The organism is Moraxella tarda (genome assembly GCF_035181405.1).
Lineage (GTDB): Bacteria > Pseudomonadota > Gammaproteobacteria > Pseudomonadales > Moraxellaceae > Moraxella.
In genome coordinates this window covers 196,481-218,602 of the sequence record NZ_JAYGGV010000001.1, presented here as the reverse complement: position 1 = coordinate 218,602, position 22,122 = coordinate 196,481, and the positions used below count along the sequence as shown (strand labels likewise).

The window sequence follows — 22,122 nt, the reverse complement described above, 5'->3', positions numbered from 1 at the left end:
GTAAATAACCGTTTATTTGTTAAAATCAATCACACAATACCCAAAAACCAAACTTTAACCGATTTTAAAGTTAATTTTTTTAAGATTATTTGAAAGACTATTTTTTAAAGAGAGAAAAGTGATGACAAAACATATTGCCGTTTTGGTTGGTTCAAAAAGCCAAACTTCTGCCAATCAACAGCTTGCCAAGCATTTACAAAAAATTGCCCCACCGTCTTTGCAATTAACCTTGGTGGATATTGGCGATTTGCCTTTGTATGACCGTGATTTGGACACCCAAGATGTGCCTGCTTATACCCGTGTCAGAGATGCTATCAAACAAGCGGACGGTGTGATTTGGGTAACGCCAGAACACAATGGCAGTTATTCAGCGATGATAAAAAACGCCATTGATGTTGTCTCTCGTCCAGTAGGTCAAAGCCTGTGGGTCGGCAAACCTTTGGGGCTTGCCAGTGCCAACGCCAGCGGTAGCAACCGTGCGGTGGACGCCTTGCGTGTTATTGCCTGTGGTGCTTATGTCAATATGCCTGTTTGCCCATTTGCAGGGGTGATTGGCGGTATTTTTGCAGGGGCGTTTGATGACAATGGCGAGCTTGTCAGCGAACCAGCCAAAAATACTTTACAAGGCTTTATGAATGCCTTTGATGAGTTTATGGCAAAATTTTAAGCGATAAAGTACTAAGTCTACCTAAAAACCACCTGCCAAATTCATTGGCTGGTGGTTTTTTTTGTGGTTTTGGGCTAAAATATGCCAACCTTAAAAAACAAGAAAATCAATGCGTTTAATCCGCCCTTATCATAAAACCCATCTCCTAAAAGAGCGTATTCATGTCATCATCGAAGGTACGGATACCAAAGGTGGCAAACTCTTTGATATTGCATTGCTTGTTGGTATTGTGGCGAGTGTGCTTATAGTCATGCTTGACAGCGTGCTTTATTTAAGATTGCAATACGGAAAGTTATTTTTATATGCAGAATGGTTTTTTACAGTTTTATTTACCATTGAATACTTATTAAGGGTGTATTCATCGCCCAATCGCAAGCGATATGTTTTATCGTTTTTTGGGGTTGTGGATTTGCTTGCTTTATTGCCAACTTATTTGAGTTTGTTTTTTGTGGGTACGCAGTATCTTTTGGTGGTGCGGATTTTACGAATTTTACGAATTTTTAGGGTTTTTAAATTAAAGTCGTACATGCACCAAGCGGGTTTTTTGGCAGCTGCTTTTAAGACCTCTCAGCATAAGATTATTGTCTTTTTCCTATCGCTTTTGCTGTTGGTAACTATTTTTGGTTCGGTGCTGTACATTGTTGAGGGGCCTGAAAATGGCTTTACCAGCATTCCGTTGTCTATCTACTGGGCGATTGTTACGATGACGACCGTTGGCTATGGGGACATATCGCCAAAAACACCCATGGGGCAAGCGATTGCTAGTATGGTGATGATAGCAGGTTATGCGATTATTGCTGTACCAACAGGGGTGTTTACGGCAGAATTAACTCGTACCATGCGACCGCAATTACAACCGATTAGTTGTCCTAATTGTGGTAAATTTGGACACGCCACAGGAGCAAAGTTTTGCGACCGCTGTGGACATGATTTGCATGTCTGATGGTATGAATTGATGATAATGACAAAAAATCAAAAAGGTTGAGCGTTATGAAAGCAACCTTGAATTGATTAAAACTTGCTAACCAGATGTTGATTAAAAAACCTTGCTCTTGTACGAGAGCAAGGTTTTTATGATGCTAATTAAAAAGCTGATTTTGATGAGTGACTTAGTCAGCTTGGCAATTTTTGTAATGATGCGATGCGATCATCAAGTGTGGGGTGGCTACGAAAAAGACTGGCAATGCTAAAACTTTGCGATTGACCGCTTGAAATTGCAAAAGCTTTCATGCTTTCTGGCATTTGATCTGGGCGAGCCTCAGCAGAGCGTAGGGCATTTAATGCAGCAATCATATTATCACGACCTGCAAGGCGTGCACCCATTTCATCGGCACGATATTCACGCAGGCGAGAAAACCACATGACAATGGCACTTGCTAAGATGCCAAGTAAAATATCCATCACGATGCTTGTAACAAAATAGCCAATGCCAGGGCTGTCGCTTTCATTGCGAAAGATGGCTCTATCCACAAAGTTGCCAATAATGCGTGCAAAAAACATCACAAAGGCATTGACCACGCCTTGAATGAGTGCAAGCGTTACCATATCGCCATTTGCTACATGACCGATTTCGTGTGCCAGTACCGCCTCAACTTCTTCGGCAGTCATGGTGTGTAGCAGTCCTGTGGATACAGCGACTAAGGCGTTGTTTTTATTCCAGCCAGTTGCAAAGGCATTTGGTTGTGGATTGTCAAAAATACCCACTTCTGGCATACCGATACCAGCTAGCGAGGCTTGTTTGGCGACAGTATCAACCAACCATTGCTCTGTGCCATTATGTGGGGTTTTAATGATGACGGTGCCTGTGGATTTTTTTGCCATCCACTTTGATAAAAATAGTGAGATGATAGAGCCAATCATGCCGTATAGTAGGCACATGACGGCAAGGCTGGTATAATTTAAGCCATTGGCACCATGTACGCCACCTAAGCCAAACACGCTTGACAAAACGCCAAATACAATACTAAATACGACCAAAACCGCTATGTTGGTTAATAAGAACAAACCAATTCGCATCATGGGCTGATTTTCCTTTTAAAAATTCGTTCAGATGAACAAGTTGTGTGGTTGAATATGTGAATGAATCAAAAGTCAGGTTTTCATAAAAAAATCTGATTAATGTCATTATGATTGATATTATAAAGATAAATCTAAAAAATAAAAGACCTTGGTCAATCATCTGCACAAAAAAAATAACAAAATCCTGTATCAATCTTGACATCTGCCAAATGTCCTTATTGCATCATCAATTGGTGGATATAGATAAAAACCAACGCAATATATGGTGATTTGTTGATATGTTTGTCTTGATGTATCTTAATTGAATAGGTAGCTTGAGCTGATGTCAATTTTATCAGTCATTTTTGAGAGTATCGGAGTTTTTGGCGGAGTGTTGGTAATGATTTGTCTTGACAGAGCTTTAATCTGCGTATCTGCATTCATTGCCAACTGATGATTTGAGCGTTTTAGGTTATTATCATTAACATACAGCGTCTGATAGCGACTATTGACCTTGCGTACATAATTGCGTGTCTCAGCAAATGGTGGAATGCCATCATGGCGACGCACATGGACATGACCTGCATTGTAGGCGGCAATAACATGGTCTTGGTTGGAAAACCTTTGACCAAGCCATGCTAAATATTTCACACCGCCTTCAATATTTTGTGCTGGGTCAAAGGTGTCATTCACACCCATGGTCTGTGCTGTGCTGGGCATGAGTTGCATTAAACCTTGTGCACCAGCAGGCGAGACGGCACGAGGATTAAATGATGATTCGGTATGAATGATTGCTTTAACAAGTGCAGGATCTACACCATGACGAGTTGCTGACTGCACAATAAGCGCGTCATAGTGGTTGTTCGTGTCATCAATATTTTGGCTATAAATGATGGGCGTTGGTGGTGTGCTGACTTTGATGTCAAAATAAATGTCGGTATCATGATGGTTGTTGCCACTGCCTTGATTCATTGTTGTTATTGTCGTTAATAGTCTGTTATCAATGATTTGGGCGGCCATCGATGAAGTAAGTACAGTCAGAAGAACTAGTGGTAATGCAGTAACTTTTTTCATAATTATGTTTTGTTGTAATGTTGTGTCATCAATATAAAGAATGCAGAAGAAATTTTTTTGTAAGTCATGTGTATTCAATTTTTTTGTATTATAGCACAGACTTAATGTAGACAATTCTGCTTAATTTGTTGATTATTGGTAACCATTTGGGCAAAACTTATCAGTAGTTTGGCAGCGGTGTTAAGTGTTTAGTAAGAATTGGGCTGGTGAATGATTGATAAGCTTTGGTGATGAATATGGGTATGATTTAACTAAAAACAAGGCAGGTGAGTTTTTTTTGTGATGAATTTTTTGATGTATGATTGATAAAATATTTACCAAAATAAACTGTCAATTGGCTATTTTTACTTTTTAGAAACAATGGATTGGAATAATAAAAGACGCTTATGGAGCGTCTTTTATTATTTTTTTAAGGATTAGCTACTAAGGATAAGATTATTCAAAAATCTCAATGTGTGCTGCTGCACGCATCTCTTGAATCCAGTCCTCTTGAGCTTGTGGCGCAATGCGATTAAAAATCATCTCACGAGCGACATTTTTGCGATATTCTTTGGTGATATCTCGCTGACGAACATTATCTACTTTTAGAATATGCCAACCAAACTGTGAGCGAAATGGTAGTGAGTAGTTGCCTGCTTTGGTGTTTTTCATGACCGCTTCAAATTCAGGAACCATCTGACCTGTACCCACCCAGCCTAGGCTACCATACTGTTGTGCTGAACCTGTATCATCTGAATAATTGGCAGCAAGCTCGGCAAAGTTCACGCCTCTTTGAAGTTCAGCATACAGAGCATTGATTTTTTGTTCTGCCACGGCGTTATTTTGTGTTTCATTAACACCAGCTAAGATATGGCTGGTTTGCCATTCTGAAATGAGCATACGACCTTCATTTTTTTCAACCAGCTTTAATATATCAATGCCTGTTGCGGTATTGATGCCAGTTATGCCACCTACTGGCAGTGTACTGACTTGCTCTTTGATATATTCTGGCAAAGCCTCTTGATTCACAAGACCTGTCTCGGCACCTTGTAATTTTGGTTCATAATCTTTGGTATTATTAAGTATATCATCTAGTGATTCATTATTTTGCAAGGCAACAACAACTTGCTCGACCATTTTTTGTGCTTTGTTGTCATCTTTGCCATTGGTATTGGCTTGGTAGGGTATGCGAATATGAATGAGATGATATTGAGGTTGTGTGATGTTGGCGGCCTCTGGTGAATTTAAGAAGGCTGCAACTTCTTGGTCGCTGATATGCACTCGACCAGACAACTGATGTTGCCAAAGAGCACCAATAGCGGCATCTTCGATGAGCTGATTACGCAAAGCGGTATAACTACCCTTTTGGCTATTATCTAAAACTGTTTGTAATTCTGCCAGTGAGTTAAAGCCTTGTGATTGAGCAATTTGTAGCATTTGTTGGTCAATCACCGCTTCGTTGGGCGTTACACCCATTCGATTGATGATACCAAGTTGTAATTTGCGTGTGATCAAATTGTCTAAAGCGGCACGCTGAATCTGTGCTGGCGTGGCATTAATATTGTTGGCTTGGTATTCAGCGGCAAGCCTCGTGGTTGCAGCGGTTAATTCACTTTTTAAGATGATGTCGTCATTGACCGTAGCAACAATACCATCGGTGCTTTGGGTGGTATTAATACTGGCAGTGGCAACATTCATCGTACCAAGTGTACCAATGGTCAGCAGAGCTACCAATAAAGGATGAATCAAAAATTTACTTTGCATGAAAGTTCCTTAAAAAAATCAATGAATTTATCACTGATGAGTTGTTATTAAAAAATCGTATTAATCCATGAGGCTAAGTGTAGCATTTGCCATCTAAGTCGTCAAATACTCATCACAAAACCATCACAATCTTTTTTGTCTCATCGTTTGATTGATGAGGTTTGGCTGTTTGGTCATGGCTGAATTAAGTTGGTATTTAAGTAACCATTAATCAGTATGAATAAAAACATTCAATATGCTTGTTGCCACGCATCTTGTGTGGTGTCATATCCAACCACCTTGTCGCTCATCAAGCGGTTTAAACGACCGCCATTAGTGATACCATTAAGACGAATCTCTGCCATGATGGTGTTGTTGGCCTTGATATTTGGATTTAGACTGTTGCGATGACGGCGTGCATAAATAGAAAAACCATAACAACAATCTTCATAATTAATCCCAATCAGTGCATCAAGCAAACGGTTGTTGCGTTGGTCGTATTGGGCTTGACTGACGATACGCCAGTGATGATTAACTGGAAAAATTGCTGATGCGGTGTAGGCTTGTAAGGGTAATTGTCCGAGTGCACGGTTTTGTTTGCGATCAATCATGCCAATGCTGTACAAGCTTTGCTTATTTGGTTGGTAACGCAATTGGGTGATAAAATGATTTGGTTGATGATGGTGTGTGAGTGAACCGCTCGCATCTATCCATAAGCTACTCGTGGGTTGGGCACTGATTTTCCATGCCATGCCAGAGCTGTCTTTGTTGTGTTGTTGATCGTCATCAATGCGAACTTTAAATTTGCTAAGATAAAATTGTTGTGCTATCCCACCATCAAAACGCACCACACCATTTTTATCCATATAACGATAACTGATGGCGGGTGTAATGGCGTGCAAATCTTGAATGCGATCATAACCTAAAAACCAAGAATCTGATAAAAGCTGATCGTAGCTGATGGCAGCAAATGAGGTTTCAAAGTTTGGAATATTGCTTTGGTCTTTATAGGGCGTATGATTGTATTTTAGGCGTGGGGATAATACCTGATGACCACCCCATGTATCATCAAACCAACCAAAAGGCGACCCTGATTTTTCAAAAAATGTCGCCATGTCTAGACTGATTTGTGGTGCAAATACCGAATATCTACCATTTGCCTTGTTAATATTTTGCATGGTCAGACTGTCTTGGTCATATGATGCGTACAGATGGTGTAGGCTAAGCTTTGGTGTAAAATAGCCCCAATCTTTTAGCATGGGATAGCTGGCAACAATCTTATTATACATTCGTATGCCACTTTTTTCGGCTTGAGATTCATCACGAATGGATTTTTTAAAATAACCCAGATTGTGTAACGCTGTGATGTCAAAGCGATCAAGCGCACTTGGGATTTTCCAGCGTTTACCTGTTTGGGTGTCTGATTTTGGCAAAGTGAAATTCACCGCAAGTTGTGGCAGGCGAGAGTACGGTTTGTCTTTGTCCTGAATGGGTGTGCCGTCATTGTGTCTGCCTTGTAGTGTTTGAAAGGTCTCTATGCGTAAATCTGCTGATAAATACTCGTTATAGTAATCAACCCCAAGACGGCGTGGCAGATTCAGCGGATTATTTTCAAGTCCCAATTTGTCAAAATCAGTCAGATAGTTGCTGTCTGAAACATGGCGATAGGTGGCATAAGCGGTAAGGTTCTTGATGTCTTTGGCGTGCCACTCATGATTAAAAAATAGATGGTGGCGGTTTTTGTTGTTTTGCTTGCGATCGTTGGGTAAATAGACGGCATCTAAAACGCCAGAACCGTATTGTTTGGTCAAATAACGAAATTTTACACCCAACATTGGATTACGGTTACTAAATATTGTAGGACTTAGTGTTGCATCAAAATTTGGTGCAGGGTTTAGATAATAAGGCGTGGTCATTTGCAGACCGTCTGATAAATTCAGTCCAATATTTGGCAGTAAAAATCCACTAACACGGCGGTCATCAATAGGAAAATTAAAATAGGGCAAATAAAAAACTGGTACATCTTTAATTTTTAGAGTGCTATTTTTAGCAATACCACGCCCTGTTTGAGTGTCAAACTCAATGCTCTTGGCATCTAGATGCCATTTGTGTTCAGTTGGTGGGCAGGTAGTAAACATGACCTCATTCATTTTGTATTGATGATCGTTCACTTTTTGCATTTGCTTGGCATAACCATGTGCACCGATGGTTGTGCTGGCAAAAGCAACATCTTGAGCATTGGCGGTTTGGGTCTTGGCATTGTAGTTAAGCTCGTTTGCCACGCCGATGATGCCCATATCGGCATTTATCTTATTGCCTGTCATGTCATTTTGATTTGGGTTTTGATTGTTGTGTATGGAATTGGCAAGGTCATTACCAAAAATCACCTGACCCTTGGCACTTGATTCACCTGTTTTTGGGTTAAAAGTAATCTTGTCTGCAGATATTTGTTGGCCATTTTGTTCTAAGATGACATTGCCAGACAGCTCGGCATATTCATCATTATCATAATAGCCATAGTCGGATTGGGCATAATAGGTATTTTTTGCTTGACTGTCTTGATTGGCTATGCCACTTGCCCCCAATTCTTTGGTGAGATTTGATTTGATTTGACTTTGGTTTGGGTGTATCCATACGCCTTGACAGCGTGCATCTGTGCTTGGTTTGGGGTGGTAATAACTTGCTAATTTTGCAAGGCTGGTGCTTTTTTGGTCGTGGTTAGTCGTGGTTTTGATGGTTTGTGCTAAGACACTGTTTGATGGCAAACTGGCACCAAATAACACCATGCAAATGCTCATGGTCAGGCATGGTTTTTTGTGTTGTATTGTGTAAATAGGGTTGCGTGGTTTTGCATTCACAGCCAAGACCTTTGTTGATTTGTTATAATGATCGTTATTTTACACTATTTTTTTAAAAAAATTTTATAAGATTTTCATGTGCTTGGGGTTTGTCTTGATTTTATGTGATATTAGACCCACTGATGTTAAGAAACATGATAAAATTGGCATTAATCTGCCATTAAATCAGATCAGACCTCTTGTAAAAATCGGTTTTACCCCTAAGCTTATTGGACCTAAATAAAACCAACCCATAGGTAGGTTTGGTGCTAATAGTTTTGTGGATTTTTATAATGTTGCAAGAAGTTTGTTAAATGATGATGGGCTAAATGATCACAAATTGGCTGTTTTAAGGATTATTATGATGACTAGACATGATGAAATGATAGCATTTTTAAATGCCAATCTCGCTACTGGTTTTAGGGTTGAAAGCTTGGCAGGAGACGCCAGTTTTCGCCGTTATCATCGCATTTATTTGCCTAATATGAATGATAAAGGCGAATTGGTTACTTATCTGTTGATGGACGCACCGCCCGACAAAGAAAGTGTGGTAGAGTTTGTGAAAGTGGCTAATATCATGACGATGGCGGTGAATGTGCCAGACATTATTGCACAAGATACAGCACTTGGTTTTTTACTACTGCAAGACTTTGGTACGGTAGAGTTTGCTCATCTGATTGGTGATGACGCAAACAATATCGATGCTTATTACACTCAGGCACTACAAACCCTCAAAGAACTACAAACCCTACCAATTGAGGTTGATTTGCCAGCTTATGATGATGCTAAGTTGTCCGATGAAATGGACTTGTTTGATGAGTGGTTCTTGCCTTATGTTGGTGTCAAGATGACCGATGAGGCAATGCAAATTTGGCAGGATTTTAAAAGCCATCTGCTTGATAAAATTGCCACTCAACCAAAAGTTGTTGTGCATCGGGACTATCACAGTCGCAATTTAATGGCGGACAAGGGCAGTGATGCACTTGGTGTGATTGACTTTCAAGATGCACTGATTGGTGCTTATACTTATGATTTGGTTAGCCTTGTGCGAGATGCTTATATCAATTTTGATGAGCATTGGGTTGATGCAAAAATCGGTGAATTTCATTTACTAAAAGAGCTGAGTATCAGCCTTGATGACTTTACCAAAGAGGTAAACATCATGGGTGTTCAGCGTCATTTAAAAGTTTTGGGCATATTCATTCGTCTATTGCAAAGAGATGGCAAAGATCGTTATTTGGTCAATGTGCCAAAAGTCATGCGTGATTTATTAAGCGAGCTTGATTGGCTGATTGCACACGGCGAAGTGGCGGTACAACCCTTTTATGATTGGCTCAAAACCAAGGTGTTACCATCTTATTATGCCAAATTTGGTTGATTGAAGTCATCTTGGCGATGAAAGTATCGGCCAAAAGTATTATTTTCACCTTTTTTATAAACAATTTTTTGCCAAAAAATACAAAAAAGGACAGTAAAAAATGACAAAAATTACTCAGGCGATGATTTTGGCGGCTGGCAAAGGAACTCGCATGCGTCCATTGACACTGCATACACCCAAGCCACTTGTTCTTGTGGCAGATAAGCCTCTCATTGTTTGGCACATACAACGGTTGCGTGATGCAGGAGTGACGGACATTGTCATCAATGTAGGCTATCTTGGGCAACAAATCATTCAAGCACTCACAGCAATGTCACTTGGTGTTAATTTGCACATATCTGATGAAAGCGGGCTTATTGAGCCATTAGAGACGGCGGGTGGGATTAAATACGCTTTGGCTAACGGATTGCTTGATGATGAGCCGTTCATCTTGGTTAATGGTGATGTATGGACAGAGTATGATTTTGGTCAGTTGATTAACCATGATTTGCAAGATAATCTGGCCCATTTGGTACTGGTGGACAACCCTGATTATCATTCAACTGGCGATTTTTTGTTTGATGGTAGTAGGGTGGGGCTTAAAAATGATGATTGGTCAAGCTACACATTTGCAGGTTTAAGCATATTGTCGCCAAAGATTGTTTGTGATATTACAGTAGGTGAGGTTGCTCCGCTTGCACCTTTACTCAAGTCAGCGATGATGGATGATTTGGTTACTGGTGAACTAATGACTCAAAAATGGATAGATGTCGGTACGGTTGAACGCTTGGCATACATTAATGAATATGCAAAAAATATATAACAAAATCAACAACCTATAAAATATTTTAAACAGTTAGATAAAAAAGTATTTGACACCATCTTAAAAATCTATATAATACGCACCACAACTAACAAACACAGTAAAATTAATATTAGTCAAATAAATATTTAAGTTACTGCATTTGATGAGTTAAAAGAACATGGGCGGTTAGCTCAGTTGGTAGAGCGTCTGCCTTACAAGCAGAGGGTCAGCGGTTCGAATCCGTTACCGCCCACCATGTTCGCAGCGGTAGTTCAGTTGGTTAGAATACCGGCCTGTCACGCCGGGGGTCGCGGGTTCGAGTCCCGTCCGCTGCGCCATTTTTATAGTGAGCTCTTGTAGTTTCACTTTTTATCCCCAAGTCTCCCCTGTCTTGGGGTTTTTTTTATTTTAATTTTTTCATTAAAATTGCCATATGCTTAAAAGGCTTTTAAACCTCAAATAAAGACAATTGTTTTTTTAAACTGCTGATATTAAACAACTAAAATTAATAAAAAACAGGGTGTCTGACCCTGTTTTTTTTATGATATATTGGGTTATGCCAAAACCGCCCCAGCTACCATGTCGTCAGGCAATAGTACAACACAAAGCTGTCCATCTTTTTCTGCAGATAAGATCATGCCTTCGCTGACACCAAATTTCATTTTGCGTGGAGCAAGATTGGTTACGCAAATCACAGTTTTACCAAGCAGTTGTTCTGGTTGATAGAATTTAGCGATGCCGCTAAACACATTGCGAGTTTTGCACTTACCATCTGTGTCTGTATCGCCTACATCAAGCGTGAACTGAAGAAGTTTGTCTGCCCCTTCTACTTTGTTGCATTCTAAGACTTTAGCGACACTCATTTTTACTTTGGCAAAGTCATCAATACTGATGAATTCATCATCACAAATCTTGTCTTGCATATTATTTGCCTTTTGGTTGCTGTTGGTTTTGCTGGTTTGTAGATTTTCCTTAGAGTCATCAATCATCGCTTGTACTTTCTTTGGATCGATGCGCTGCATTAATGGCGTAAATTCATTAATAGAATGCGTAAGAATCTCAAAGCGGGTGTTAAAATCAAGAGTTGCTACATTTAAGAATGTTTTTGATTGTTCTGCTAAAGTTGGCAGTACAGGCGATAAGTAGACCATGATTTTGTGGAATAGATTCAACCCTACCGAACAGACATTTTGAACATCAATGCTATTGGGGTTTGTTTTAGCGATTGCCCACGGTTTTTGTTCGTCAATATACTGGTTGGCGATGTCTGCCAATGCCATGATTTCACGAATAGCGGTGCTAAATTCACGATTCTCGTAGTGGGTCATGATGCTGTCGCCAGCTTGAATAAATTTATTGACAAGTTGAGGCTCGCTACATTGAGCAGACAGTTGATTATTAAATTGAGTGTTGATGAACTTGGCACAGCGACTGGCAATGTTCACAACTTTACCAACAAGATCGGAATTTATTTTGGCGATAAAATCATCAAGATTTAAATCAGAATCTTCTACTTTATCGGATAATTTTGAGGCAAAATAATAACGCAGATATTCAGGATTAAGGTGCTTTAAGTAAGTCCCAGCTTTAATGAATGTGCCACGAGATTTGCTCATTTTTTCACCATTAACGGTCAAAAAGCCATTCACAAATAAGCGAGTTGGTGTGCGATAGTTTGCACCGCTCAGCATGGCAGGCCAAAACAGAGCATGGAAATAAACGATATCTTTGCCGATAAAATGATATACTTCGGCAGTACTGTCTTTACCCCAGTAATCATCAAATGCGATGTCGCTACGATTTTGTTTGATGTAATTTTCAAAACTTGCCATATAGCCAACAGGAGCATCTACCCAAACATAAAAATATTTATCATCTGTGTCTGGAATCTTAAAGCCAAAATATGGTGCATCTCGGCTGATGTCCCAGTCGGTAAGCCCTGCTTCAAACCATTCGTCTAATTTATTGGCGATGGAGATGGGCAGACGACCTTCATCTCGTGTCCATTTTTGTAAAAATTTAGTAAAGTTTGGTAGCTTGAAAAAGTAATGGTCAGATGATTTTTCTATGGGCGTTGCACCACTTAGGGTGGAGCGTGGATTGATGAGTTCGGTGGCATTATAGGTACTGCCACAAGATTCGCAAGAATCTCCATATTGATCGTCTTTTTGACACTTAGGGCAGGTGCCTTTGATGAAGCGGTCGGATAAAAACATCTGTTTTTCAGGATCAAAAAGTTGAGTAACAGGGCGAATGGAAATATTTCCTGCTTTTTTGTTGGCAAGATAAATTTCTTCTGAACGCTTGCGATTGGTTATTGAATGCGTGCTGTCATAATGATCAAAGGCAACATTAAAACCTAAAAAATCCTGTTCATGTTCCACTTGCACGCTCTTTATTTGCTCTTCTGGGTCAACGCCATTATCTTGGGCTTTGAGCATGATGGCGGTGCCATGTGCATCATCAGCACAGACATAAATTACATCATGACCCATAGCACGCATAGCACGCACCCAGATGTCGGCTTGAATATAGCCTAATAAGTGCCCCATGTGGATTGAACCATTGGCATAGGGCAGGGCATTAGTTACGAGAATTTGGCGTTTGGCTGTCATGGTGTACCTTTTTCGTGGATTTTAGATATGAATTTAATTTAAAGAATATTTATAATTTTATCGTAAATTGACCATAAAATCACGCAAAAAAATCAAGCCATATGTGATTTGGCTTGATTTTTTATCCCTATGATTCAAATGTATCTGTTGACTTATCATTTTAATCAACAAATTTTAGACCTGAATGTTTTGATGGCTGTTTTGGATCGGTTTTTGGCACGATGTCAATATTGGCATATTCATTTGGGTCAAAAAAATGTCCTTCGTTTGGGCTTTCTTTGGCATAAATACCAAGCACTGCTGGCATTGGAATCCATACATCTTGTGAAACACCACCAAAGCGTGCAGCGAATGAAATGGCGTCATTACTAATGTGTAAATCTTTGGTGGCTTGATAAGACGCAGCTAATACTAGGCGTCCGTCTGTGGCATATTCTAGTGGTGCAACGACATCAGCGTGTGTTGCATCAATCATAAGATAAGCGGTCAGTTCGTTATCTTCAAGCCATTCGTGCATGGCGCGGATTAGGTAGGGTCGCTTTGGGGTAAAAGACATGGCTACTCCGAGTGTTTATCAAGGTAATTGGGTAGGGATTTTAAACTATTTTTAAAACTTGAACGGTTAAATAATCGCTTTTGATATTCTATCAGGGGTTTACAAAGTTCAGATGGTAGCTTAATATTCATGCTAGGCAATCGCCATAATAGCGGTGCCAGCAAAACATCGCACCAGCCAAATTCATCGGACAAAAAATATTCTTGTTTGGTAAAAATTGGTGAAAGTGTGATGAGCGAATCTGATAGCGATTTTTTGGCACGCAAGGCGGATTGTTCATCAAAGCTGTCTGAGTGGGTGAGCAGGATTTTGCCAAGTCTTAACCAGTCAGATTGTAGTCGCCATGCTAATTGTCGCACATTAGCCCGCTCTTTTGGGGTGATGGGCAGTAGTTTTCCTGCACCGTGCCGTTCTTCTAAGTATTCAAAGATGACAGTTAATTCATACAGTGTAATATCACGACCAACCAAAATCGGTAAGGTGCCATAAGGATTTAATTCGGCAATCTCTTCTGGTCGTTCATCTTGAATCAATGCCAATTCATAAGAAAGCTGTTTTTCTTCCAATAATAAGCGTACCACATGGCTATCGTAGCCATCATCACCATACAGGATAAATTGTGTCGGTAGAAGATGTGAAAAATCTGCCATAGATTGCAAAAAGTTGAAAGATTGGTTGCTAGTTTAGCAAATTTTAGAGTTTATGTGTTAAAAATTATTTATTTTATTGGGGTTGATGGTGATGATTTTTTTTAAAACTTGAAAAGAAAAAAGAGCCAGTGGCTACTACTGGCTCTTTTTTATGACAAATTATTTGACATCTTTCCAAAATTCTTTGTTCAGCAGATATACTGGAATCAATAGAATGAGTAGGAATAAAATGACAAAAGCACCATAGATTTTACGATCATGACGCACAGGCTCGGCCATCCATGCCATGAAGTTGACTAAATCTCCAACTCGTGATTTATACTCTTCATCACCAAGTTCTTGTTGTAGATTGTGCAATACATGAGGCATGGCAGCATTTGCTAGTACTAGATTATTTGCACCCCAAGGACGGCTTGGATCTTCATAGAACGACAGTAGGTAGGTATAAACCCAGTCATCGCCACGCAAGCGAGTTTCAAGCGATAAATCGGGTGGTGCAGCACCAAACCAAGCACCTTGCAGTTCAGGGTTGATGCCTGCGGTTACATGGTCGCCAATTTGGCTTGAAGTAACCATGAGGTATTTTTCCATCAATTCTGCAGGAATATCCAAATCTTTGGCAATGCGTGAATGACGCACATACTGAGCTGAATGACAGCCCACGCAGTAGTTCATGAACATTGCAGCTCCGCGTTGTAACGAACCTTTGTTGGTAAGGTCAATTGGGGCTTTGCTACATTCTAGCGTGGTTTTTGTGCCATCAGCTTCGGTATATTCACCACAGCCATGTCCACCACCAGCCATAGCTGGTGAGGAAACTAAGATGCTGGCACCTGCCAAAAGCAAGCCCAAACCTAGGGTTTTTAGATTAGATGCTTTCATTAGTGACCCCCTGTAACTCGTTCTGGTGGTTGTTTGCACTTCTCAATTGATGTATAGAACGGCATCAGAATGAAATACAAGAAGTATAAAATGGTACATATACGACCGATCAAAGTGCCTGTTGGTGTAGATGAAACACCACCTAAGTAACCTAGGATTAAGAAACTCACTACAAAAATGGCCAAGGCAATCTTGGATAAGACACCTTTATATCGAATTGATTTTACAGGTGAGCGATCTAACCAAGGTAATACAAACAAAATTGCAATTGCACCAAACATGACGATTACGCCTGGCAACGCTGAACCAAACATAGATGGTGTGGCACGAAGCATTGCATAATAAGGCATATAGTACCAAACAGGAGCAATGTGAGCAGGTGTTTTTAAAGCGTTGGCAACTTCAAAGTTTGGTTTTTCTAAGAAATAACCACCACCTTCAGGGGCGAAAAACACCACCGCAAAGAACAAAATAAAGAATACTACAATGCCAACCATGTCATGCACGGTATAGTAAGGGTGAAATGGCACCCCATCAAGTGGTACGCCGTTTTTGTCTTTTAGTTTTTTGATATCTACGCCATCTGGGTTGTTTGATCCTACATGATGTAATGCTACCAAATGCATGAATACAAGACCAACCAAGATGAGTGGAATTGCCACAACATGTAGAGCGAAGAAGCGGTTTAAAGTGATGCCTGAAATAATATAATCACCTTTCACCCATTCACCCAGTGCATCACCGATGAATGGAATGGCAGCAGGAAGGTTAAGAATAACCTGTGCACCCCAAAAAGACATATTGCCCCAAGGTAGTAAATAGCCAAAAAAGCCTTCAGCCATTAGGCATAGATAAATCGCCATACCAATGATCCAGACCAATTCACGAGGTTTTTGGTATGAACCATACATTAATCCGCGGAACATATGCAAATATACAACCACAAAGAATGCTGATGCACCTGTTGAGTGCATATAGCGGATTAGCCAACCACCTTTAACATCACGCATGATATATTCAAGTGATGCAAACGCACCTTCTGCACTTGGATTAAACATCATGGTTAGCCAAATACCAGTGACCAATTGGTTTACTAATACAACCATTGATAACACACCAAAGAAATACCAAAAATTGAAATTCTTTGGAGCATAATACTTTGACATATGGTATTCATAAGTCTCGGTTGCTGGATAGCGTGCATCAACCCAGTTCATAAATTTCTTAGCGATGCTCATGGTTATGCCTCCCCAACAGTCAAGATTGTGCCATCAAGGCTATAATCTGGAATTGGTAGATTCAGTGGTGCAGGAACGCCACTGTATACTCGTCCAGATAGGTCATACAATGAACCGTGGCAAGGACAGAAAAAACCACCAAACCAATCTGCACCGCCTAAGTCTGCCGCACCAACTTCAGGTCTAAAAGAGGGTGCACAGCCTAGATGTGTACAAACACCTTCAACTACCAGCAAATTAGGCTGAATTGAACGAGTTTCATTTTTACAATATTCAGGCTGAATAGAGGCTTGTGATTCAGGGTCGGCAAGTTTTGGGGTAACTTTGCTTAAATTTGCCACCATTTCTTCGGTACGCTTAACGACAAAAATTGGTTTGCCACGGTATTTGATTGTGATCATTTGACCGTTTTCAATTCCACTGATGTCTTGAACGGCTGGTGCACCAGCAGCTTCTGCTTTAGCACTTGGGTACCAAGAGCGTACAAATGGGGTGGCTATCGCACCTACACCAACCGCACCGATGGCAGCGGTGGTTGCGATTAGGACTCTACGGCGTTTAATATTCACGCCTTCGGCATGGCTCATTAAAACTTCCTCCAGAATAAAGAATGGGATTGTTCCCATACTGGGTGTGTGGCTGTGATAAAACCGTTTTATCGTCGCCACATTTGCTGTGCCTATTTACTAGTTTTTAAACATGACTATTTTAAGCTATTTTTGCCATAAAATAAATTGTTCTGTTGCTATCTTGTGAAAAAAAGTCGCAAAATTTTTAATGAATTGACAAAAAAAGCTTTGTTTGTGTAAAAATAGCGTAATATCCAACCAGTCTAGTGGGAATTATCATGTTATTTATATAATATTAACTTAAAAATATATTTAATTAAACTAAAAAATAATCCAGTCATTTTAGCATAAAATTTGTCATTATTTTAAGTAACTATTACTTAATGGCCGTTTATTTATTCTTTTTTTTACACTTTGCCAATATTTTTATACAAAATGAAGCATAAAAAAACTCCCGATAACGAGAGTTTTTTGAAATTTGCAAAAGCGTAAAAGATTAACGCTTTGAAAATTGTGGGCGACGACGAGCTTTGCGTAGACCCAATTTTTTACGCTCAACTTCACGAGCATCACGAGTAACGAAACCAGCTGCTTTTAGAGCAGGTTTTAGGCTTTCATCAGATTCAATCAATGCACGAGTGATGCCATGGCGAATCGCACCTGCTTGGCCACTTGCACCACCACCAGTAACGGTGATGTATAGGTCGTAATCAGTTGCAACATCAAGCAGCTCTAATGGCTGACGAACAACCATGCGAGAAGTCTCACGACCAAAGTATTCATCTAGGCTTTTGCCATTGATGCTGATATTGCCTGTGCCTTTAGACAAGAAGACACGAGCGGTAGAAGTCTTTCTGCGACCTGTTCCGTAATTGCGTTCCATGTTTGTCTCCTTAGATGTCTAAAACTTGTGGCTGCTGTGCTGCGTGTGGGTGATCAGTACCCGCATACAGTTTTAGCTTTTTAATCATTGCATAGCCCAAAGGACCTTTTGGCAACATACCTTTAACGGCTTTAAACAACACATCCTCTGGCTTGTGTGCAAGAAGTTTTGTGAAGTTAGTTTCTTTAATACCACCTGGGTAGCCAGTATGTCGATAATATTTTTTATCTTGTGCTTTTTTGCCAGTAACAGCAATTTTGTCAGCATTGATGACAACGATATAATCGCCTGTATCAACATGGGGAGTGTACGATGGTTTGTGCTTGCCACGCAGACGAGAAGCAATTTCGGAAGCCAAGCGACCTAGTGTTTTGCCTTCAGCGTCCACAACATACCAGTCATGTACAACTTCAGCGGGTTTGGCACTGATAGTAGTAGTCATAGTTAAACCTTATTAAGTTTGAGAGAAAAGTTGGGGGAAACGAGGGCTCTCAAAAAACAGTTGCTAATTCTAACATAGTATAAAACCCTTTGCAAGCAAATTTTATCTCATTTTTTGTTTGTAAGAGGGTGTATCAAAGTAAGATGAAGTAAGATGCTCTAAGGTTGTGATGCAAAGCGTGTGTCATGATTTATCATACATTGGCTTATTAAATAAAAAGCACAAAAAATTAATTACCGTCATTTATGTGTGTTTTTTTTAAAAATAAGTAGAGATAAAAATTGTCGGCAATTTCTTACATGCTGTGTTGGTGATGGCTGATGGCGTAGTTTGGCTAATTGTCTTATCCTATTCTTATTAAGAGGTCTGCGAGAATTAGATTGGTTAGTAAGGATTAAATAGGGACTAGATGGCAGATTGCCAAAACAATGATGACCAAAGGACTGCTTGCGACGGACAGCATTTACCCATACACCCAGTTTACCCAAGCTGGGTGTTTTTTTAGGTAAGTTTTTTTATTTTGTATTACCAGCTGTGATTTTAGATGGGTTGTAGATGGTAGGGTGGTTTAATCATCAATACGAATGCAGACCAGATTATCATGACGGTCGTTTTTGACCAGTTTGCAATCAGGCATGAGCAACTGATATACCGCTAAGGTTTCGGCAGTTGTTTGTTCAATGGTATATTCATGTGTCATGGCGGGGCGCAGTCGATTTTGTAGATGAGATTTCACCGCTCTGCACAAGGCGATTGCACTTTCTTCTTTGACCAGACCTTGTGGATAAGTGGCGGTTAAAATATCAGCAAATGCCCCTTTTGCCCAGCCAACAACAGGGGTGCCAAGATGAATGGCTTGTAGAGCAGTCATGCCTATGCTTTCAGGGTGGTTGGCAAGTGCAAGAACGATGTTGGCTGATGATAGCCACTCTTTCATGTCTGGTGGTCTTCTACCAATGAAGGTAACTTTATTGTTTAAGCCTAAGGTGTGAATGCGTTGGGTAAATTCTTCATGAGCAATGTCTTGGCTGGTATGGGTAAGTTCCAAATCTTCAGCGATGATGACTTGAATGTCTGGGAATTTTTCTTGTAAATTGCCCAAAATATCTATCAGCCACTCTTGTCCATATTCTGCACCAATAGGCGTAGGGAAAAACAGCCATTTTTTATGTTCAAGCTCTGGGTATTCTGAAAAAACATTGTGTAGCCAATATATAGATGAGTTGTGCCGATATGGATAGGTGCGTATATCTACGCCACGCTTGATACAAATGATGCTAAAAGGAAGTTCTTGAATGTTCAATTCCTCCTGTTTTTGGGCAATTTTTGCTTTGAGATATTTATCAATACTCTTGGAGGCAGTAATGATGACATCAGAGTAAAACAGTGCGTGTGAGTAGGAATTCATGGGATAAAAACCATAAATACTGGCCACGATTTTTGGACGCATTTTTTTTGGGATAGGGCGTAACGCCCAGTGTAGCACCCAAGCAGGTGTGCGAGAGTGTACATGAATGATGTGTGGGCGTTGTTCTTGGATAATCTTGCGTAGCTTGAACACATTTTTTAACGCCCACCAAGATTTTTTTGGCATGGGTAATTTGTAATATACTGTGCCATCACGCAATAATCGTGTAACCAGCTCGCTGTCCTCATCTGCTGCCCCAATGACAATGGATTCATGACCTGCACGCATGAATGCGTGGGTGATGGCGTAGATGCCTCGTTTGGCTTCATCGTGTTTTAATGACGATGATAAGTGCATGACTTTCATGTGTTGTCTTTGATATTATAGGGTGTTTAGCAGGGTTTTGGCGTGTTCTTTGGCTTTGATATTGCGATAGCTGGCAGTCATTTGGCCGTTTTTATCAAATACAAAAGTTGAGCGAATGACACCAAGGTGTGTTTTGCCATACATCATTTTTTCTTTGATGACATCAAAATGCTGACAAAGCATTTCGTCAGTATCGCTCGCTAGTGCGATGTTCAATGCTTTTTTGCTAATAAAATTATGATGAGATTTGATGCCATCACGAGACACACCAATGATTTGATAACCTTTGTTTGTAAATTCATCTTTAAGCACGGTGAAATCTACTGCCTGTACGCTACAGCCTGCTGTGTTGTCTTTTGGATAAAAATATAAAATTAATCCTTGTCCGCTACTTTTGACAAAATTTGCCAAATCAACTTGTCTTGTTGTGTTGTGCTCAACAAGTGTTATCTCAAAGGCGGGAAGAGTGATATTTTCGTGAGTATTTGTCATGATAAAATCGATAAAATGAAGTTAGTTGAAAACTTTGGGTAAAATTTTATTGTTATTTTACCTAAACTTTTCTTGTTATGGAGAAAATTTTGTAACTTTGTTGATGATAAATTGTAAAATCAGCAACTATTTAGTAAAATTAGGCACCTTTATTGTTATTGACTGATGAGCGTTTTATGTCTTTATCTTCTTTTTTTAAACTTGATGAACGAAATTCTTCGGTTCGTCAAGAGGTTGTTGCAGGTTTGACGACATTTTTGGCCATGGTGTATTCGGTGATTGTTGTACCAAGTATGCTATCGCAAGCGGGCTTTCCTGCTGAATCGGTGTTTGTTGCGACTTGTTTGGTGGCGGGTCTTGGTTCGATTTTAATCGGTCTTTGGGCAAATGTTCCAATGGCAATTGGTTGTGCAATTAGCTTGACGGCATTCACGGCATTTAGCCTTGTTTTGGGGCAGGGCATCAGTGTGCCTGTGGCATTGGGTGCGATTTTCTTGATGGGTGTGCTGTTTACACTGATTTCAGCAACAGGCATTCGTGCATGGATTTTACGCAATTTACCAAGCTCAATTGCACATGGTGCTGGCATTGGTATCGGCTTGTTTTTATTGCTCATTGCTGCCAATGGTGTAGGTTTGGTAATTAAAAATGATGCAGGGTTGCCTGTAAAAATGGGGGATTTTGCCTCATTTCCCGTCATCATGTCTTTACTTGGGTTGGCTGCAACCATTGGTCTTGAACGCAAGCAAATTAAGGGAAGTATTTTGTGGGTGATTATTGCCATCACGGTCATTGGTTTGATTTTTGATCCAAATGTGAAGTTTAGTGGCTCAATATTTAAGCTACCCACCATCACAGGTGAGTCGCAATTTTTTAATCTTGATATTGCAGGTGCATTTAATGCGGCAGTGTTGCCTGCGGTATTTGCCCTTGTAATGACGGCAGTGTTTGATGCAACAGGTACAATTCGTGCAGTGGCAGGTCAGGCAGAGCTGATCGATAAAGATGGTCAAATCATCAATGGTGATCGTGCTTTGACTGCAGACTCGGTGTCAAGCATCTTTTCAGGGCTGTTTGGCACGGCACCTGCTGCTGTTTATATTGAGTCAGCGGCAGGTACAGCTGTGGGCGGTAAGACAGGTTTGACAGCCATTGTGGTTGGTTTGCTATTTTTACTCATGCTGTTTTTTGGGCCTTTGGCATTTTTGGTACCAACTTATGCAACAGCACCTGCTTTGATGTATGTGGGTCTTTTGATGTTAAGCAGTGTCTCAAAGCTGGATTTTGATGACTTGGTAGGGGCAATGAGTGGCCTTGTATGTGCAGTGTTTATTGTGCTAACAGCCAACATCGTAACGGGCATCATGCTTGGTTTTGCAAGTCTGGTTTTAGGTCGTTTGATTGCAGGTGAGTTTGATAAGCTAAATGTTGGCACCATCATCATTGCAGCGATACTTGTGGCGTTTTATGCCTTTGGTTATGCGATTTAAAATCTAGATGATAATAAAACACCACCTGATTCAGGTGGTGTTTTATTAAGTCAAAAACCAAGCTGTTAGAT

At 40.2% G+C, this 22,122-nt stretch carries 19 protein-coding genes and 2 tRNA genes; 7 read left to right on the top strand and 14 right to left on the bottom strand.

Annotated features, from left to right (window positions below):
* The first annotated feature begins 121 nt into the window (after positions 1 to 121).
* Both U9670_RS01090 and U9670_RS01085 read left to right on the top strand, forming a co-directional pair.
* Positions 122 to 667: an NADPH-dependent FMN reductase gene (locus U9670_RS01090; protein WP_323841850.1), complete on the top strand. Its 546-nt coding sequence runs from the start codon at positions 122 to 124 to the stop codon at positions 665 to 667.
* Between the two features lie 109 nt (positions 668 to 776).
* Positions 777 to 1,610, top strand: coding sequence for an ion transporter (locus tag U9670_RS01085; RefSeq protein WP_323841851.1), 834 nt, complete (start codon positions 777 to 779; stop codon positions 1,608 to 1,610).
* Positions 1,611 to 1,780: 170 nt separating this feature from the next.
* On the opposite strand, the gene htpX is transcribed toward U9670_RS01085, so the two are convergent.
* The 4 genes from htpX to U9670_RS01065 all read right to left on the bottom strand — a co-directional run bounded on the left by htpX (position 1,781) and on the right by U9670_RS01065 (position 8,247).
* Positions 1,781 to 2,686, bottom strand: coding sequence for a protease HtpX (gene htpX / locus U9670_RS01080; protein WP_323841852.1), 906 nt, complete (start codon positions 2,684 to 2,686; stop codon positions 1,781 to 1,783).
* 297 nt (positions 2,687 to 2,983) lie between these two features.
* Complete coding sequence (locus tag U9670_RS01075; protein ID WP_323841853.1) at positions 2,984 to 3,739, bottom strand: lytic transglycosylase domain-containing protein; 756 nt, start codon at positions 3,737 to 3,739, stop codon at positions 2,984 to 2,986.
* 435 nt (positions 3,740 to 4,174) lie between these two features.
* Positions 4,175 to 5,482 carry a peptidylprolyl isomerase gene (locus U9670_RS01070; protein ID WP_323841854.1) on the bottom strand — a complete coding sequence of 436 codons (1,308 nt, stop codon included), beginning with the start codon at positions 5,480 to 5,482 and terminating at the stop codon, positions 4,175 to 4,177.
* Between the two features lie 230 nt (positions 5,483 to 5,712).
* Positions 5,713 to 8,247 carry an LPS-assembly protein LptD gene (locus U9670_RS01065; protein WP_323841855.1) on the bottom strand — a complete coding sequence of 845 codons (2,535 nt, stop codon included), beginning with the start codon at positions 8,245 to 8,247 and terminating at the stop codon, positions 5,713 to 5,715.
* A gap of 412 nt (positions 8,248 to 8,659) precedes the next feature.
* Between U9670_RS01065 and U9670_RS01060 the strand changes: the two genes are divergently transcribed.
* From U9670_RS01060 to U9670_RS01045, 4 genes are all read left to right on the top strand, one after another.
* Positions 8,660 to 9,676: an aminoglycoside phosphotransferase family protein gene (locus tag U9670_RS01060; RefSeq protein WP_323841856.1), complete on the top strand. Its 1,017-nt coding sequence runs from the start codon at positions 8,660 to 8,662 to the stop codon at positions 9,674 to 9,676.
* A 100-nt stretch (positions 9,677 to 9,776) separates the two neighbouring features.
* The gene (locus U9670_RS01055) at positions 9,777 to 10,478 is read left to right on the top strand and encodes a nucleotidyltransferase family protein (RefSeq protein WP_323841857.1); all 702 of its coding nucleotides are present in this window, start codon (positions 9,777 to 9,779) and stop codon (positions 10,476 to 10,478) included.
* Between the two features lie 162 nt (positions 10,479 to 10,640).
* Positions 10,641 to 10,716: transfer RNA gene (locus U9670_RS01050), tRNA-Val, on the top strand.
* 5 nt (positions 10,717 to 10,721) lie between these two features.
* A tRNA-Asp gene (locus U9670_RS01045) sits at positions 10,722 to 10,798 on the top strand.
* A gap of 216 nt (positions 10,799 to 11,014) precedes the next feature.
* Here the strand turns inward: U9670_RS01045 and metG are convergent.
* The 10 genes from metG to U9670_RS00995 all read right to left on the bottom strand — a co-directional run bounded on the left by metG (position 11,015) and on the right by U9670_RS00995 (position 20,564).
* Complete coding sequence (gene metG / locus U9670_RS01040; RefSeq protein WP_323842566.1) at positions 11,015 to 13,075, bottom strand: methionine--tRNA ligase; 2,061 nt, start codon at positions 13,073 to 13,075, stop codon at positions 11,015 to 11,017.
* Positions 13,076 to 13,235: 160 nt separating this feature from the next.
* Complete coding sequence (locus tag U9670_RS01035) at positions 13,236 to 13,631, bottom strand: stringent starvation protein B (RefSeq protein WP_323842565.1); 396 nt, start codon at positions 13,629 to 13,631, stop codon at positions 13,236 to 13,238.
* Positions 13,632 to 13,633: 2 nt separating this feature from the next.
* On the bottom strand, positions 13,634 to 14,281 hold the full coding sequence (locus U9670_RS01030) for a glutathione S-transferase N-terminal domain-containing protein (protein ID WP_323842564.1): 648 nt from the start codon (positions 14,279 to 14,281) through the stop codon (positions 13,634 to 13,636).
* 159 nt (positions 14,282 to 14,440) lie between these two features.
* Positions 14,441 to 15,163 carry a cytochrome c1 gene (locus tag U9670_RS01025; protein ID WP_323842563.1) on the bottom strand — a complete coding sequence of 241 codons (723 nt, stop codon included), beginning with the start codon at positions 15,161 to 15,163 and terminating at the stop codon, positions 14,441 to 14,443.
* On the bottom strand, positions 15,163 to 16,380 hold the full coding sequence (locus U9670_RS01020) for a cytochrome b (RefSeq protein ID WP_323842570.1): 1,218 nt from the start codon (positions 16,378 to 16,380) through the stop codon (positions 15,163 to 15,165). The genes U9670_RS01025 and U9670_RS01020 overlap by 1 nt, the downstream gene beginning before the upstream one ends.
* Before the next feature lie 23 nt (positions 16,381 to 16,403).
* Positions 16,404 to 16,988: a ubiquinol-cytochrome c reductase iron-sulfur subunit gene (gene petA / locus U9670_RS01015; protein WP_323842562.1), complete on the bottom strand. Its 585-nt coding sequence runs from the start codon at positions 16,986 to 16,988 to the stop codon at positions 16,404 to 16,406.
* Between the two features lie 478 nt (positions 16,989 to 17,466).
* The gene (rpsI, locus tag U9670_RS01010) at positions 17,467 to 17,853 is read right to left on the bottom strand and encodes a 30S ribosomal protein S9 (RefSeq protein WP_323842561.1); all 387 of its coding nucleotides are present in this window, start codon (positions 17,851 to 17,853) and stop codon (positions 17,467 to 17,469) included.
* A gap of 10 nt (positions 17,854 to 17,863) precedes the next feature.
* Positions 17,864 to 18,295 (bottom strand): 50S ribosomal protein L13, encoded by a 432-nt coding sequence (gene rplM / locus U9670_RS01005; RefSeq protein WP_323842560.1) that lies wholly within the window; start codon positions 18,293 to 18,295, stop codon positions 17,864 to 17,866.
* Between the two features lie 568 nt (positions 18,296 to 18,863).
* Complete coding sequence (locus U9670_RS01000) at positions 18,864 to 20,069, bottom strand: glycosyltransferase family 4 protein (RefSeq protein WP_323842559.1); 1,206 nt, start codon at positions 20,067 to 20,069, stop codon at positions 18,864 to 18,866.
* A 15-nt stretch (positions 20,070 to 20,084) separates the two neighbouring features.
* Positions 20,085 to 20,564 (bottom strand): peroxiredoxin, encoded by a 480-nt coding sequence (locus tag U9670_RS00995; protein WP_323842569.1) that lies wholly within the window; start codon positions 20,562 to 20,564, stop codon positions 20,085 to 20,087.
* A 173-nt stretch (positions 20,565 to 20,737) separates the two neighbouring features.
* Between U9670_RS00995 and U9670_RS00990 the strand changes: the two genes are divergently transcribed.
* The gene (locus U9670_RS00990; protein WP_323842558.1) at positions 20,738 to 22,051 is read left to right on the top strand and encodes an NCS2 family permease; all 1,314 of its coding nucleotides are present in this window, start codon (positions 20,738 to 20,740) and stop codon (positions 22,049 to 22,051) included.
* Positions 22,052 to 22,122 lie beyond the last annotated feature (71 nt).

Bases quoted from the DNA above. Each gene is read 5' to 3' on its own strand.
- U9670_RS01060 (WP_323841856.1), top strand. From the start codon at position 8,660: ATGATGACTAGACATGATGAAATGATAGCATTTTTAAATGCCAATCTC.
- U9670_RS01075 (WP_323841853.1), bottom strand. From the start codon at position 3,739: ATGAAAAAAGTTACTGCATTACCACTAGTTCTTCTGACTGTACTTACT.
- rplM (WP_323842560.1), bottom strand. From the start codon at position 18,295: ATGACTACTACTATCAGTGCCAAACCCGCTGAAGTTGTACATGACTGG.
- U9670_RS01055 (WP_323841857.1), top strand. From the start codon at position 9,777: ATGACAAAAATTACTCAGGCGATGATTTTGGCGGCTGGCAAAGGAACT.
- U9670_RS01020 (WP_323842570.1), bottom strand. From the start codon at position 16,380: ATGAACTGGGTTGATGCACGCTATCCAGCAACCGAGACTTATGAATAC.
- rpsI (WP_323842561.1), bottom strand. From the start codon at position 17,853: ATGGAACGCAATTACGGAACAGGTCGCAGAAAGACTTCTACCGCTCGT.
- metG (WP_323842566.1), bottom strand. From the start codon at position 13,075: ATGACAGCCAAACGCCAAATTCTCGTAACTAATGCCCTGCCCTATGCC.
- U9670_RS01035 (WP_323842565.1), bottom strand. From the start codon at position 13,631: ATGTCTTTTACCCCAAAGCGACCCTACCTAATCCGCGCCATGCACGAA.
- U9670_RS01085 (WP_323841851.1), top strand. From the start codon at position 777: ATGCGTTTAATCCGCCCTTATCATAAAACCCATCTCCTAAAAGAGCGT.
- U9670_RS01090 (WP_323841850.1), top strand. From the start codon at position 122: ATGACAAAACATATTGCCGTTTTGGTTGGTTCAAAAAGCCAAACTTCT.
- U9670_RS01000 (WP_323842559.1), bottom strand. From the start codon at position 20,069: ATGAAAGTCATGCACTTATCATCGTCATTAAAACACGATGAAGCCAAA.
- U9670_RS01070 (WP_323841854.1), bottom strand. From the start codon at position 5,482: ATGCAAAGTAAATTTTTGATTCATCCTTTATTGGTAGCTCTGCTGACC.
- U9670_RS00990 (WP_323842558.1), top strand. From the start codon at position 20,738: ATGTCTTTATCTTCTTTTTTTAAACTTGATGAACGAAATTCTTCGGTT.
- petA (WP_323842562.1), bottom strand. From the start codon at position 16,988: ATGAGCCATGCCGAAGGCGTGAATATTAAACGCCGTAGAGTCCTAATC.
- U9670_RS01065 (WP_323841855.1), bottom strand. From the start codon at position 8,247: ATGGTGTTATTTGGTGCCAGTTTGCCATCAAACAGTGTCTTAGCACAA.
- htpX (WP_323841852.1), bottom strand. From the start codon at position 2,686: ATGATGCGAATTGGTTTGTTCTTATTAACCAACATAGCGGTTTTGGTC.
- U9670_RS01025 (WP_323842563.1), bottom strand. From the start codon at position 15,163: ATGAAAGCATCTAATCTAAAAACCCTAGGTTTGGGCTTGCTTTTGGCA.
- U9670_RS01030 (WP_323842564.1), bottom strand. From the start codon at position 14,281: ATGGCAGATTTTTCACATCTTCTACCGACACAATTTATCCTGTATGGT.